This window comes from Pseudomonas sp. NPDC098747 (genome assembly GCF_044760045.1).
GTDB lineage: Bacteria > Pseudomonadota > Gammaproteobacteria > Pseudomonadales > Pseudomonadaceae > Aquipseudomonas.
In genome coordinates this window covers 164,899-178,989 of the sequence record NZ_JBIWAL010000006.1, presented here as the reverse complement: position 1 = coordinate 178,989, position 14,091 = coordinate 164,899, and the positions used below count along the sequence as shown (strand labels likewise).

At 59.1% G+C, this 14,091-nt stretch carries 15 protein-coding genes and 1 pseudogene; 4 read left to right on the top strand and 12 right to left on the bottom strand.

Annotation, left to right across the window (positions count from 1 at the left end):
* The first annotated feature begins 134 nt into the window (after positions 1–134).
* The 3 genes from ACIQVE_RS06100 to ACIQVE_RS06090 all read left to right on the top strand — a co-directional run bounded on the left by ACIQVE_RS06100 (position 135) and on the right by ACIQVE_RS06090 (position 4,372).
* Positions 135–2,243 carry a mechanosensitive ion channel domain-containing protein gene (locus ACIQVE_RS06100; protein WP_402805571.1) on the top strand — a complete coding sequence of 703 codons (2,109 nt, stop codon included), beginning with the start codon at positions 135–137 and terminating at the stop codon, positions 2,241–2,243.
* Positions 2,244–2,562: 319 nt separating this feature from the next.
* Positions 2,563–3,447, top strand: a complete 885-nt coding sequence (locus ACIQVE_RS06095; RefSeq protein ID WP_402805570.1) for a sugar nucleotide-binding protein — start codon at positions 2,563–2,565, stop codon at positions 3,445–3,447.
* Entirely contained in the window at positions 3,440–4,372 is a 933-nt protein-coding gene (locus tag ACIQVE_RS06090; protein WP_402805567.1) for an NAD-dependent epimerase/dehydratase family protein, read from the top strand. The genes ACIQVE_RS06095 and ACIQVE_RS06090 overlap by 8 nt, the downstream gene beginning before the upstream one ends.
* A gap of 361 nt (positions 4,373–4,733) precedes the next feature.
* Here the strand turns inward: ACIQVE_RS06090 and ACIQVE_RS06085 are convergent, their stop codons facing one another.
* The 9 genes and pseudogenes from ACIQVE_RS06085 to ACIQVE_RS06045 form a co-directional block, all read right to left on the bottom strand.
* Complete coding sequence (locus ACIQVE_RS06085; RefSeq protein WP_042561309.1) at positions 4,734–5,432, bottom strand: OmpW family protein; 699 nt, start codon at positions 5,430–5,432, stop codon at positions 4,734–4,736.
* 245 nt (positions 5,433–5,677) lie between these two features.
* A complete protein-coding gene (locus ACIQVE_RS06080) occupies positions 5,678–6,196 on the bottom strand; it encodes a DUF3299 domain-containing protein (RefSeq protein WP_402805563.1) in 519 nt (172 codons plus the stop codon).
* Positions 6,197–6,207: 11 nt separating this feature from the next.
* The gene (locus tag ACIQVE_RS06075) at positions 6,208–7,473 is read right to left on the bottom strand and encodes an ABC transporter permease (RefSeq protein WP_402805560.1); all 1,266 of its coding nucleotides are present in this window, start codon (positions 7,471–7,473) and stop codon (positions 6,208–6,210) included.
* A gap of 1 nt (position 7,474) precedes the next feature.
* The gene (locus ACIQVE_RS06070; RefSeq protein ID WP_042561307.1) at positions 7,475–8,185 is read right to left on the bottom strand and encodes an ABC transporter ATP-binding protein; all 711 of its coding nucleotides are present in this window, start codon (positions 8,183–8,185) and stop codon (positions 7,475–7,477) included.
* 137 nt (positions 8,186–8,322) lie between these two features.
* Entirely contained in the window at positions 8,323–8,922 is a 600-nt protein-coding gene (locus tag ACIQVE_RS06065; RefSeq protein ID WP_402805556.1) for a DUF2796 domain-containing protein, read from the bottom strand.
* A gap of 158 nt (positions 8,923–9,080) precedes the next feature.
* Positions 9,081–9,647: a hypothetical protein gene (locus ACIQVE_RS06060; protein WP_402805555.1), complete on the bottom strand. Its 567-nt coding sequence runs from the start codon at positions 9,645–9,647 to the stop codon at positions 9,081–9,083.
* The gene (locus tag ACIQVE_RS06055) at positions 9,644–10,594 is read right to left on the bottom strand and encodes a CHAP domain-containing protein (protein ID WP_402805553.1); all 951 of its coding nucleotides are present in this window, start codon (positions 10,592–10,594) and stop codon (positions 9,644–9,646) included. The genes ACIQVE_RS06060 and ACIQVE_RS06055 overlap by 4 nt, the downstream gene beginning before the upstream one ends.
* Positions 10,591–10,929 (bottom strand): hypothetical protein, encoded by a 339-nt coding sequence (locus ACIQVE_RS06050; protein WP_402805640.1) that lies wholly within the window; start codon positions 10,927–10,929, stop codon positions 10,591–10,593. The genes ACIQVE_RS06055 and ACIQVE_RS06050 overlap by 4 nt, the downstream gene beginning before the upstream one ends.
* A gap of 15 nt (positions 10,930–10,944) precedes the next feature.
* Positions 10,945–11,118, bottom strand: a pseudogene (locus ACIQVE_RS06045) (PAAR domain-containing protein); the annotation flags it as partial.
* A gap of 189 nt (positions 11,119–11,307) precedes the next feature.
* Between ACIQVE_RS06045 and ACIQVE_RS06040 the strand changes: the two are divergent.
* On the top strand, positions 11,308–11,667 hold the full coding sequence (locus tag ACIQVE_RS06040) for a hypothetical protein (RefSeq protein ID WP_402805550.1): 360 nt from the start codon (positions 11,308–11,310) through the stop codon (positions 11,665–11,667).
* 50 nt (positions 11,668–11,717) lie between these two features.
* On the opposite strand, the gene trxA is transcribed toward ACIQVE_RS06040, so the two are convergent.
* From trxA to ACIQVE_RS06025, 3 genes are all read right to left on the bottom strand, one after another.
* Complete coding sequence (gene trxA / locus ACIQVE_RS06035; protein ID WP_402805548.1) at positions 11,718–12,590, bottom strand: thioredoxin; 873 nt, start codon at positions 12,588–12,590, stop codon at positions 11,718–11,720.
* Between the two features lie 199 nt (positions 12,591–12,789).
* Positions 12,790–13,443 (bottom strand): class I SAM-dependent methyltransferase, encoded by a 654-nt coding sequence (locus ACIQVE_RS06030; RefSeq protein ID WP_402805545.1) that lies wholly within the window; start codon positions 13,441–13,443, stop codon positions 12,790–12,792.
* Positions 13,440–13,904 (bottom strand): YbaY family lipoprotein, encoded by a 465-nt coding sequence (locus ACIQVE_RS06025; protein WP_402805542.1) that lies wholly within the window; start codon positions 13,902–13,904, stop codon positions 13,440–13,442. Before ACIQVE_RS06025 ends, ACIQVE_RS06030 begins: the two co-directional genes overlap by 4 nt.
* Between the last annotated feature and the right edge of the window lie 187 nt (positions 13,905–14,091).

The following is a 14,091-nucleotide window of genomic DNA, read 5'->3' as shown; positions in this document are numbered from 1 at the left end:
AGTCGGTGTACCTCCAACCTTCAGCGCGGTCAGTTCCCTCTCCCTCGCGAGAGGGTTAGGGTGAGGGGGTCTTGAACTTGCCGCGTAATTACCAATCAGTTCCTTACACGTTCAGCCAACGGGAGATCGGAGTTTTGATCAAGTTCAGGATCGCCATACTGCTGGGAGCATTGCTGTTTCTCGGTGCCAACGAGCTCGAAGCCGCTGCGTTGCCGGGGTTGCCTGCCGCCACTGAGGAGCCGGCCAAACCTGAGCCGATTGTCCAGGGCGGCCTGCTCGGTGCGATCAGTACGAGCATCGACGACGTACAAGACAAACTCGACCTCAACGACCACTTGGTCGACGCCTGGCGCCTGCGTGCCGACCGTGCGGCGGATGAGGTCGACAAACTGGTCAATCAACCGTCGAACCGCTCCGGCTGGAGTGTCGCCGGGGACTTTCTGATGTTGTCCGGGGTGTGGCTCGGTATATTCGCCCTGTTGACCGTGCTTGGCAGCCTGTTGGCCAAACGCCTGCGCGAAGGTCGCTGGTTTCGCACGCGCCAGCGCTGCCAGGATCTGCTCGGCTACGTGTTGCCGTTCACGCTGCCGGCGCTTATCTGCCTGCCGTTAACCCTGTACGTCAGCCATTTCCTGCAAGCGTCGGCAGGGCGTGCGCTGGCGCTGTGTTTTGCTTATGCGACCAGCAGCGGCATCTTTTCCACGTCAATGCTGTTGTGCGTGGTGGTGATGTTCAATGTCGGCCACAAACGCGCGGCCGCAAGGATCATCCGCGACTACTGCCCGCGACCGCTTTTTCTGATCGGCTTCCTCGCTGCGCTTAGCGATGCCTTGACCAGCCCGCAAATCGCCCGGCAACTGGGCGGCAATATCACCAGCAGTGTTGCGGTGTTCACCGGGTTGATTGCGTCGATCATCTTCGGTTTATTGGTGATTCGTCTACGCCGCCCGGTGGCGCACCTGATCCGCAATCGTTCGCTGAGCCAGCGTCTGAAACAGCCCTCATTGCAGGAGTCGCTGCGGATTTTTTCCGGGCTGTGGTACTGGCCGATCGTGCTGATGGTGCTGGTGTCGGCGGTCAATCTGATCGGCATCGGCGAAGACAATCAAAAGGCCCTGCGCTGTGCGTTGTTCACGACGGTTCTGCTGATCGGCACGGTGTTTTTGAGCACCATCCTGCAGCACCTGTTCAAGTCGCGAAAGGCTGAGGCGATCCAGCGCAGCAGTGCCTACAAAGAGCGTTTCCTAAGCCTTTTGCATGCGTTGCTACGCATCGTCATCGCCATTGCCTTCATCGATATCCTCGGGCGGATCTGGGGCGTGTCGCTGCTCGATTTCGCTCAGAGCAGCACGGTCGGCCGGGCGATCAGCAATGCCTTGAGCAGCATTGGCCTGATCTTCCTGGTGACGTGGCTGCTGTGGGTGGTGCTCGACACGGCAATTCAGGAAGCGTTGAAACCGCCGGTCAGCAAACGCGGTGCGCGCCAGCCCAGCACCCGGGTAAAAACCATCCTGCCGCTGCTGCGCAATGCGATCAAAATCATCCTGGTGGTGATCTGCGCGATTACCACCATGGCCAATCTGGGGATCAACGTGGCACCGCTGCTGGCCGGTGCCGGGGTGGTCGGTCTGGCCATTGGTTTTGGCTCGCAGCAATTGGTGCAGGACGTTATCACCGGGTTGTTCATCATCATCGAAGACACCCTGTCGATTGGCGATTGGGTGGTGCTCGACTCCGGGCATGCCGGCACGGTTGAAGGCCTGACCATCCGCACGTTGCGCCTGCGCGACGGCAAGGGCTTCGTGCACTCGGTGCCGTTCGGGCAGATCAAGGCTGTGACCAATCAATCGCGGCAGTTTGCTTTCGCTTTTTTCTCGGTGCAGTTCACCTATGAGACGGATGTGGACAAGGCCATCGAGTTGATTCGCGAGACCGGGGATTCACTCCGCGAAGACCCGTTCCTCAAGTACAACCTGCAAGGGCCGCTGGATGTGTTTGGCGTGGACAAGATGGATCTCAACGGTGTGGTGCTCACGGCGCAATTTCGCACGGTGTCCGGCGGGCAATATGTGGTGAGCAGGGCGTTCAACCAGCGCTTGAAGAAGCTTGTGGATAACTGCTCGTCGGTGCATTTTGCGCAAACTTATCCACAGCAGGTTTTGTTGCCGCCGCGCCCGCAAGCGGATGATCCAGCGCCGGAGCAGCCGTTGGTTGTGTTGCCGCAACAATCGCCGACTCAATAACGTATTTATGTTTTGGAAGTACTGGCCCCTTCGCGGGCAAGCCCGCTCCCACAGGTTTTTGTACAACGCCAACACCTTGTTACCTCAATGCAAACTCTGAGCTCCCCCGCAGGATTTAGGTACACCGCAAAACCTGTGGGAGCTGGCTTGCCAGCGATAGGGCCAGTTGCTTTGGTACAAATCCCGGCGATCTACACTTTACGGGTGACGGTTGCGCACTAAACCCGCAAAATGCAACGATTCCGGCAATTATCGACGACGGTGCCGCTAGCATCGTCGCCAAAGCCATCGTTCCAATCAGACTGGGCCTGCTGACTCTATGCGAATGCGCCTTATGTTACTGGGCGGCGGAAATGCCCTTGGGCAAGCGCTGATTCGCCTCGGTGCGGAAGAAGACATCGGTTTCCTCGCCCCTCGCCCGCCAGAAGACGGCTGGGATGCCGCGAGCCTGACGCAACTGCTCGACGACACTCGTCCGGATGCGTTGATCAACCTCGCCTACTATTTCGACTGGTTCCAGGCCGAAACGGTCAGCGAAAGCCGCATGGCCGGGCAGGAACGCGCCATCGAGCGTCTGGCCGAATTGTGCCAGCATCACAACATTGTCCTTGTGCAACCGTCCAGTTATCGGGTGTTCGACGGCTCGCGTGCCACCGCGTACAGCGAAAAAGACGAACCGGTGCCGCTGGGCCTGCGCGGTCAGGCGTTGTGGCGAATCGAGCAAAGCGTACGCGCAACTTGCCCGCAGCATGTGTTGCTGCGTTTCGGCTGGCTGCTCGATGACAGCGCCCAAGGCACCCTCGGGCGTTTCCTCGCCCGCGCCGAACTGCCGGAAGAATTGCTCTTGGCCGATGATCGCCGAGGCAATCCGACCCCGGTCGACGATGCTGCACGGGTGATCATTTCGGTGCTCAAGCAACTCGATTGCGCGGCGCCGCTCTGGGGCACTTATCACTACGCCGGGCATGAGGCGACCACTCCGCTGGCGCTGGGTCAGGCGATTCTGACCGAGGCGCGCAGCCTCCACGCGCTGGCCATCGAAGCACCGACCGCCCAGGCTCACGCCGCACGGCCGGATGCTGCCGAGGAGCCGCAACATGCGGTACTCGCCTGCAAGAAAATTCTGCACACCTTCGGGATCAAGCCGCGCGCCTGGCGTGCCGCGCTCCCGGGCTTACTGGATAGGTTCTATCGCCATGGCTGAAGGCACTGTTTTAATCACCGGCGGCGCCGGGTTCATTGGCTCGCACCTCACTGACGCCTTGCTCGCCAAGGGCCATTCGGTACGGATTCTGGACGACCTGTCGACCGGCAAACGCAGCAATCTGCCGCTGGATAATCCTCGGGTAGAACTGATCGTCGGTGATGTCGCCGATGCGGCGCTGGTTGCCCAAGCGATGCAGGGTTGCAGCGCAGTCGCTCACCTGGCGGCGGTGGCCTCGGTGCAGGCTTCGGTGGATGACCCGGTGAAGACGCACCAGAGCAATTTCATCGGCACCTTGAATGTCTGCGAAGCCATGCGCCTGGCCGGGGTCAAGCGTGTGATGTACGCCTCCAGCGCAGCGGTGTACGGCAACAACGGCGAGGGCGAGTCGATTGATGAAGACACACCAAAAGCCCCGCTGACGCCCTACGCTTCGGACAAACTGGCCGGCGAGCATTACTTCGATTTCTACCGCCGCCAGCATGGTCTTGAACCGGCGATTTTCCGCTTCTTCAACATCTTCGGCCCACGCCAGGATCCGTCCTCGCCGTATTCGGGGGTCATTAGCATCTTCAGCGAACGCGCGCAGAACGGCTTGCCGATCACCGTGTTCGGCGATGGCGAGCAAACGCGTGACTTCCTTTATGTCGAGGATCTGGTCGACATTCTGGTACAGGCAATCGAAAAGCCTGTTGTCGAAATTGGCGCGGTGAACGTCGGCTGGAATCAGGCAATGAGCCTCAAGCAAATGCTTGAAGCGCTGCAAAAGGTCGTCGGTGAGTTGCCACCGGTCAGCTACGGCCCGGCCCGTTCCGGCGACATCCGCCATTCGCGAGCGAACAATCGGCGGTTGCTGGAGCGATTCAAGCTGCCACCGCAAACACCGATGAGTGTTGGTCTGGCCCGGTTGTTGGGGCGCTCCTGAAAAGCCCCTCACCTTAACCCTCTCCCAGAGGGAGAGGGGACTGACCGAGGTGGATGTTCGAGCTACGCCGACGTGAAAGTCCGAGTCGAACTCAGGTCTTGAGCAGCATGAAGATCTGCTCCCTTTCCCCCTCTCCCTGAGGGAGAGGGCTGGTGAGGGTGCTGGATTTATCTAACGCCACAAATCTCCCAGACATGAAAAAGGCGCCCTTCAACAGGCGCCTTTTTCACGGCCGGAATTTGTCTCAATCCCTGTGGCGAGGGAATTCATCCCCGATCGACCAAGCAGCAGTCGCCGTCAGTTCAAGCTGCTCACCACCAAGCCTCATTCACCACCACGTGAACGTTCGGTAAAACCCGGCTTAGAACTTATAGCCCAACCCCACCATGTAGATGAACGGATCAACATCCACGTTCACCCGTGCACGAGTGCCCGGTGCGACAGCGTTGTTCTCGACGGTGGCGCGGGTGTCGATGTCGATGTAACGCACTTGGGCGTTGAGCATGATGTTGTCGGTGATCATGTAATCCGCACCGACCTGCCACGCCAGACCCCAGGAGTTTTTCGCCTTGAAGTTGCTGAAGCCGTTGGCGCTGGCTTCGCTGCCGACGTGTTCGTCGTAGATCCAGGTGTAGTTGATGCCGCCGCCGACATACGGCTGGAAAGCCGACTTCGAATCCAGCGGGTAGTAGACGACGCTGAGGGTTGGTGGCAGGTGTTTCAGCGTGCCGAGTTTGCCGTTGGCCGCTGGCAGGGCAGTGCCTTTGAGCTTCACGTCATGTTCGAACGGCGTGGCTGCAAGCAACTCGATACCAACGTGGTTGGTGAGCATGTAAGCGAAGTTAAGACCCAGTTGAGTGTCGCTGCTCATGGTCGCCTTGCCGCCCAGATTGGCGCCGCTCAACGGACCCTGATCGACCTTGACGCTGGAGCTGTCGGCCTTCGGGTTGACGGTGATTGCACCGGCACGGATCAGGATGTCGCCGGCCTCGTGGGCGTGGGCGAGCGGGGCTGCGAGCGCGAGGGCAACCAGCGAGGCGCTGAGCAAGGACTTGTTCATGGGGGCTCCAAAAGGACGTTAAAATTTTCTGATGTCCTATTGTATGAAGCCAACTGATACGGTCTTTTGACTCAGCTCAATGAAACAGTGAAGGGTTGGGTTTTTATGGAATCTTTACCGGCCCCATCGCTGGCAAGCCAGCTCCCACAGTGATCGAGTCGTTCACAAATATTGTGTCACCAACGAAACCTGTGGGAGCTGGCTTGCCAGCGATGAGGCCCTGATAAACAACACAACTGCTGGATTCACTCCGGCAGCTCATACACATAAATCTTGTCCGCCTCCATCTGATACCCGGCATCCGCCAGTTCGCTGCTGGACGCCTTGACCTGCATCGGCCCCTCGATCCAGTAAGGCTGATACAGCTCGTCGAGCTTCACCCCGAGTTCGCTTTTCACATGCACGATCTGGTTCGACGGTGGGGGAGGCACGTGAATGCAGGCACCGAAATACGGCACCAGCAAAAAGTCCGTAGTGCGCCCCTCTTCATTGACTTCCAGCGGCACGATATAGCCCGGCAAACGAATGTTCTGACCGTCGAGGCTCTGCACAACAGGCGCATTCGGCAGGTCCTGTTTCGCGGCTGGCGCCGATTCGGCGGACAGCGCATCGCTTATCTTCGACATGTCGTGCAGAGGCGTCATGTTCGGCACTTCCGGCGCGGCGTCCGGCGGGATCATTTCCGACCAGGTCAGGTCTTTCGGCGGGGCCGCCCACACGGGCAGGGCGACCAGCAATAACAGCGCGAGCAGTGCGCGGGGCATGGTGAACATCCTCATAAACGGATCGACAGGCCATCGGCCAAAGATTGGCGATAGGCGCGCCAGGCCGGCACGCTGCCCATCAGCAGCGCGGCCGCCAGAATGCCACCGAGCAGCGTCCATTCATACTCGCTCGGCCACGCCAGCGGCAGGAACAAACCGTAATTGGCCTGCACGTAACCCTGCGCAGCAGCAATGCCGATGTACAACAACGCCAGCCCGGCGATCACTCCGGTCAACGCCAGGGCAAAGGCTTCCAGCACCAGCAGACTCGCGATGTGCCACGGCCGCGCGCCCACCGAACGCAGGATCGCCATCTCGCGGCGCCGCTCGTTGAGGCTGGTGAGAATCGCCGTGAGCATGCCGATCAACCCGGTCAGCACCACAAACAGCGAAACCACGAACAGAGCTTTTTCAGCGGTGCTCATCAGACTCCACAATTCCTGCAATGCCACGCCGGGCAGGATCGCCAGCATCGGTTCGCCACGGAATTCATTGATCTCGCGTTGCACGGCAAAGGTGGAAATCTTGCTGTTGAGGCCCAGCATGAACGCGGTGATCGCTTGCGGTGTAAGGTCCATGTTGCGCGCCTGATCCGCGCTGATCCGCCCGTTGCCGCGAGCCGGCACGCCGTTGTGCCAGTCAACGTGAATTGCTTCCATGCCGCCGAGGCTGATGTGCAGCGTGCGATCCACCGGCGTACCGGTGCGCTTGAGAATACCGACCACGGTGAACGGTTTGTCATCGTGCTTGACCAGGCTGATCACCGCTACGCCATGGGCCAGCACCAGCTTGTCGCCGAGCTTGTAATGCAACGCGTCGGCCACTTCGGCGCCGAGCACCACTTCAAATGGATCAGTGGCAAAGGCGCGACCGTCGGCCAGTGCCAAATGCTGCTGGCGGCCGTATTGGTAATGCTCGAAATAGGCCTCGGTGGTGCCCATCACCCGGTAGCCGCGATGAGAGTCACCGAGGGACATCGGGATTGCCCACTTCACTTTCGGGTTGTTGGCGAAGTGCTCGAAGCTGTCCCAGCGGATGTTGTTGGTGGCGTTGCCGATGCGAAACACCGAGTACAGCAGCAGATTCACCGAGCCGGAACGGGCGCCGACAATCAGGTCGGTGCCGCTGATGGTGCTGGCGAAACTGGCTTTGGCTTCGGTGCGTACACGCTCGACGGCGAGCAGCAGGCAGACCGACAGGGCGATGGCGAATGCAGTGAGCAACGCGGTGAAGCGGCGGTTGGCCAGGCTGGCCATGGCCAGACGAAACAGATACATCTCAGACCTCGGCAGACGTGGCGGCGCGATTGAGTTCGGCCAGGGACAGATGACGGTCGAACAGCGGCGCCAGACTCTGGTCATGGCTGACGAACAGCAGGCTTGAACCGGCCTCGCGACATTCGGCGAACAACAGGCGAATGAAATTTTCCCGGGCGTCGTAATCCAGCGCCGAGGTCGGTTCGTCGGCGATCACCAGTTCTGGCTGACCGATCAACGCACGGGCGGCGGCGACCCGTTGTTGCTGACCGATGGACAGCGAATCGGCGCGGCGGCTGAGGATGCTTTCGTCCTTCAGACCCAAGTGCGCGAGCAGGGTGGCGGCCGCTTGATCGACACTGCCATGGCGCTGTTTCGCCCGTTCGGCGCGCAGTTTCGAGAAGTGGCAGGGCAGCTCAACGTTCTCGCGCACCGAGAGAAACGGCAGCAGGTTGAACTGCTGGAAGATGTAGCCGGTGTGGTCGACGCGGAAAGTGTCGCGGGCACCGGCGGAGAGTTCGGTCAGCTCCTGGCCGAGCAGGCGAATGCTGCCGCGATCGGGTTTCTGCACGCCGCCCAGCAAGCCGAGCAGGGTGGTCTTGCCGCTGCCGCTGGGGCCTTTGAGGAACAGGGTTTCACCCGCTTCCAGACGAAACGCCGGGATGTCCAGCAGCAGTGGGTGACCGGGCCAACTGAAGCCCAGGTCGGACAGTTCGATGAGTGCTTGGGTCATGACACCAATTTCATGGATAGACACTGAAACCCTGTGGGAGCGAGCTTGCTCGCGAATGCAATCTGTCAGTCGATATTGAGCTGACTGATCCACCGCTTTCGCGAGCAAGCTCGCTCCCACAGGGAACTACGGTGTTTTTAGAATTTCAGGGACGCAGCCTTGGCCGTCACTTCCGTACCTTGCTGGCCGCTCGCGCTGATCAGTTGTACCTGAATTTTCTGAGTCGCCGGGAAGGTGTTGAAGATAGTCGCCAGATCCAGCGTCTTCAATGCGCCCGGGGTCGCGCAGTTGAACTGATAGTGCGCGTGGATTTCGCTGTGGTCGTGGTGATGCTCGTGACCTTCCTTGCCCGCCGCATTGTCGTCGTGATCGTCGGCATCCGGCTTGTCGCCGAACAACGGGCTTTCCAGTTCCTGACTGACCACTTTGCAACCGGCTGCGGCTGGCAGGTTGAACAGGGCCAATGGCTTTTCGAGCTGCGCACGGGCGGCGGCAACCTTGGCCTTGTCGGCATCGGTGGTGGCGGCGTGTTCGAAGCCCACCAGATTCATCGCCGGGCTTTCCAGTTCCAGTTCCAACGTCTGGCCATCCAGTGCGGCGTTGAGACGGCCAACGCCATGTTCATGCGCGCCGAGGCTACCGTGTTCATGGTCGTGATCGTGGTCATGCTCATCGGCAGCATGGGCAACGGCCAGCGGCAACAGGGCAAACGGCAAAGCGAGCAGCAGACGACGCATGGCGGTCTCCGAACAGTAAAATGAAAAGTTTGTTATGTAATCTTATAACGAAAGTGCGCAGAGTTTGCCCGGCTGTTCCGCTTTGCGCAAGACATGACTGAGCTCCGCCCGGGATGGGTTCCGGGGCGGCGCGTAGATTGGAGGGCACATTCTTAGAGTCAGAAGCCTGCGCCGGGATATTCGAACCAATAGTGTCCCGATAGGACATGGTTGATCAGATCTGCGTCGAGCACGTTCGGTGCATCGCGAGTGAAGCGCTGGCGCCATGCTGGCAGCCACCAGTAATTGATGGCCGTTCCGCGTGGAAGTACGACCAGTGTCATCACTTCCCTATCGATTCTTTCTTCTACATAGAGTTGATGGCTGTAATCCATGAAGCCCATGTACTGACTGATCGGCAACTGGAACATCAGGGCGGTGGTGTAGATTTTTTCGCTCTGACTGAAGGATGGGCTTCGCAGTATCTGCAACGCTTCGCAGACATACACCTGTGGTTGGCCAGCAATTTTTTTGCCTTCTGGCGTGGATAGCACGTCGAAGCGGTCGTCCATCTCCCGCCAGTCGGTACGAGCGTTGCGCTCAAAGTAGTCACGAATGAATACGGTAAGCGTCCCTGTTGACTTGGCATCTTTCGCACAGGATGAAAAATCGGCAGGCGACCAAAAGCGCCAAGCCACGATCAGCAGAAGCGGGATTGTAAGAAGTATCCAGAAGAGTCGGTTCATTGTGGTTTGCTGTGTTTATAACGCCGGAAAATGGTGAAGTCATGGTCACTGCCTACCGCATTGCCCGAGGCATTACGAAAGCCTGCATCATTGACCTCGACTTTGTCCCAGCCTGCGGAAATGCAGACGCCCTGAGTCAGGACAAAACCGACGTGACCGCTGGCATCCGAGTAGTTGACAGCATAGGCACCGACGTCGCCCGGCAGAGGGGAGCGCTCTACTTTCCAACTGTTGAGAAGTCGTGAACTGTCAGCCCATTCACCTGCCAGCGGTGGACTGACCTTGGAAAAATACGGCAGGTATTTGGATTTTCCATGTTCGATCAAGGCTACGTTGACCCCGATCGAAGTCAGGACATCATATACAAACAGATTGCATTTGTTCGTGTCTGCCGGGAATTCCACACTTTGCTTTAGCGTTGGATGCGACAAAGACTTTTTGCTCTTGTTGCCCGCCCATTGCGTGGATCCTCGGTGTGACAGCGCCTCCATCAGTATTCGGCGCGGCATGTCCTGGATGACCACTTTTACGGTGCGGGTCTCGTTTTTGCGTTTGACCCCGTATTCCACCTCGTAAAAGGTGTCATTCGAAACGGCACCGCTGGTGGACAGGGGCACTTTCACCCATGGAGAGACGGCAACGATCGACAGAGATTTACCTTCTGTCAGCGAGGCCGTGTGCATCGCCTTTGTCGCCCCGGATGCACCCACGATCTGAAGGGTGACTTCGTGACTACCGCTGGTTTTTATTGACGGCAATTTCTTTGTACCCGAGAGGGTGATTCCGGTTTGCCCCTTGTCAGAGATGAGTGAGTAAACTCGGGGTTTGTCATCGTTCTGAATGATGTTGTCATCAATCACCAGACCATCCACCAGCAACTGAAATTTAACGCCTTGCGGTGGCTGCATCAGAAAGTCTTTAAAGACCAGTTTGATTTCCGATTTCATGGCAGGTCCAGATTCAGAGTTTCTTCGTAGGCGTAAAACGTCCAGTCGGAATCTTCCCCGACCAACAGGGTGTCGTAATCCGCGTGGTTTTCTACAGGGTGTTCGCAGCCCTCGCCTGTGGCGTTACAGGTGCTGTCTTGCAAGACAGCCACCTTTTTCTTGTCCTTGAGTTTGTAGGCCAGTCCGGGTTTTTCGGTGTCGTCCAAGCGTTCGATGATCACTTGTAGATAACGATACGAAGTCACCGCGGCAATTGGCGGGCCCATGTCAATCGGGGCAGGGCGGCCTATTCCGGCAAAACCACTGTGTTGTTGGGGCAACAACTTGTTGGACATGGGCGGGCATCCGCAGGCGACATAGTCATCTACCAATGCAGCCGGGCCAGCAGGCAATATCAGTGTTCTTTCACCCACCGCCACGATCGGGCCTTTGCCGGGACCGCATACCGGACAACTGGCCAATTGTCCGATGGAAGCGATGATCTTTCCTTCGATATTGAGGTTTTCGTTCCCCTCAAGAATCACGCCGCCCGTTTAGGTCGGGCCTCCCTTCGAGGCCAGTTTTCGTCCTGAAGACATGGGTATCCTTCCCATAGAAAAGAGACCAATGTAGACGATTGCTCGATAAAAACCAGAGGCCGGTGATGTTGTGCGCTTGGCGTTACACAAGTCCCGTGGGAGCATGCAGGTCAGAAATGTGCGGGAGCGAACTCAATGTTGCGGATACGCGGAACCGTCGGCGACTTGCCGGTGGATTTGACGGTGGAACTGGATGACAGTGATTGGGCGAGGCTCGGTTTGGTGTTGAATGCGCAGGCGCCGATTGCTCAATCTGAAGGAGTTGCGGCGACACCAGCGGCAAAACCACTGAACCAGGACGATGCGTTGTGGCAGGTGGCCAAGGATCTGTTGCGCAAGGCCGGGCAACTCAGCGGGCCGGATCTGCTGGAACAGCTCGAAGGGCTGACCGGCAGTGCGGTGTCAGGCAAGCGCCTGCTGGTGCGGCTGCGTCACAGTGCGGATGTGAAGGTGATGAGCGGCGGGGATACGCCGCTCTACAGCTGGATCGAGTAGACCATGAAAGATTGTCCGAACGTGCCCGGGTCTCGGACGATCTTTTGATCTTAATAAAGCGCAGCAAACACCTTACGCCGGTAAACATTCACCAACGGGTGATCATTCCCCAGCAACTCGAACACCTGCAACAACGTCTTGTGCGGCAAACCCTCGCCATAGCTGCGATTGCGGATAAACAACTTGAGCAAGGCATCCAGCGCCGCTTCATATTGCTGACGCGCCAGTTGCTGGATCGCCAGTTGATACACCGCTTCATCGTCCTGCGGATCTTTCGCCAGACGTGCTTTCAGGTCGGCGGCGTCCGGCAGATCGCGGGCAAGGCCGAGGAATTTGATCTGCGCCTTGGCCCCGGCCAGTGCGGCTTTGTGCTCATCGCTCTTGACTGCGTCGAGCACGGTTTGTGCTTCATCCAGCTCGCCGCGTTCAGTCAGGCAGCGCGCGTAGAGAATCAGCGCCTTGGCGTTGGTGTTGTCTTCATTGAGCATCACCACCAGCGCCGCTTCGGCATCTGCGTAGCGGCCGTCATCGAACAGCGCCTGAGCCTGTTCGAACGGATCGGCTGCGGCTGGCGGCGGCATCTGCACATGCGGTTCGAGCAGGGCGCGCACGGCGGATTCAGGTTGCGCACCGGCAAAGCCGTCGACCGGCTGACCGTCCTTGAACAGCACCACGGTCGGCAGGCTGCGAATGCCGAAGCGGGCGACGATGTCTTGCTCGATGTCGCAATTGACCTTGGCCAGCAGCAGCTCACCCTGATAGCTCTCGGCGATGCCTTGCAGCATCGGCATCAACGCCTTGCACGGCGCACACCATTCGGCCCAGAAATCCACCAGCACCGGTTTGTTGAAAGAAGCCTCGATCACCGACTGGTCGAAATCGGCAGTCGTGGCGTCGAAGATGTACGGCGTTTGTTGACTCATGGGGGATCTCGTAAAAGCGTGGATGGGGCAACTATACGGCTTGGCGGGGTGTGGCCGGAAGCGGGGGCAGTTTTTGAGAGGTGTGTTGTGTGGGCGGTCGCCTTCGCGAGCAAGCTCGCTCCCACAGGGGTTTTGTGATCGGCATAAATCCAGGGTGGGAGCGAGCTTGCTCCGGGCGGCGATCCGACGATGCTTTTAGCTAGCGCCGCGCATGGTAAAGGCTAACGTGCCTGAACTCCTCCGGCTCCGCCAGATCCGGCAAGGTCATCGCCTCAAGCATCTCAATGCGCTCATACAAAGGATGGCGAAAATCCCTGACCCGCGAATCCGCCACCAATGCCTCGCGGCCACGGCTGAGAAACGCATCGAGCAACGGTAGATTCGCCCGGTCGTACAGCACGTCCGCGACCAGAATCAGATCAAAGCGATCCGCCTCGGCAAAGAAGTCCGTCGAATAACTCATCTGCACATCATTGAGTTCGGCATTCGCCCGACAGGCGGCAATCGCCAGTGGGTCGAGATCACAGGCCACCACTTCCAGCGCGCCGGCCCTCACCGCCGCGATCCCGGCAATCCCGGAGCCGGCGCCGAAATCCAGCACGCGCTTGCCGCGCACCCATTCGGGAAACGCCGCCAGATAGCGCGCCACCGCCAGACCGCTGGCCCAGCAAAAGCTCCAGTACGGCGGCTCATGCAGGATCCGCTGGGTTTCTGCCTGGCTGAATTCGCGCGCCATGTTGTCGACATCGATCAGCCAGAGCTGTAAATCGGTGCCGGGCAACGCGCAGGCTTTCAGTCTGGCGTCGCCGAGCAATTCACCCAATGCCTGTTGCAGGTCGAGCGGTGCATTCATGGTGCTTTGACGAATTGCAGCTGGCCCAACGCCTGTGTGGTTGGCTGGGTGATGGTCTGCGACGGCAGATGCAGGATCAACTGGCCGGACTGACTCGCGCGGCCACGCAGCTCAACCCGCGCCCCCGCCGGAAAGGCCTCGGGGTTGAAGCGCACGTGGAACGGCAGGATCTGGTTGTTGCCGATCAGGCTGGAGCTGGCGAGCAGTTGTTGCGGACGATCCTTTGCATCGATCACCAGCAGCGCCAGTTCGACTTCAGCACCGGCCGGCACGCCTTGCAGGGTGCCGCTCAGTTCGCGTTGATAGGCTGGCAACGGGCCGAGAGCGGCGGCCTGGTTGGCTTTTTTCTGCGCCTGCTGCGGCGCCGGGCCTGGCGTCGGCGGCTGAGGCTTGGGTGCATCGCTGCTACAAGCCACCAGCAGGCTGAAAAGACTGAGCAAAACGAGCGGACGTAAAGGCATTGGCAGCTCCGGCAAAATGAAATCCATGGATCAAACGATCATGCCCGTCTGTATACCGCAAACCCTATGTCTTGTCTTGCCACCGGGATGCGCTACCATGGCCCTCCCTTTTTTTGTTGCCAGCCACCATGCACTGTCCCTTCTGCGGTGCCAACTACACCAAGGTCATCGACTCGCGTCTGGTCGC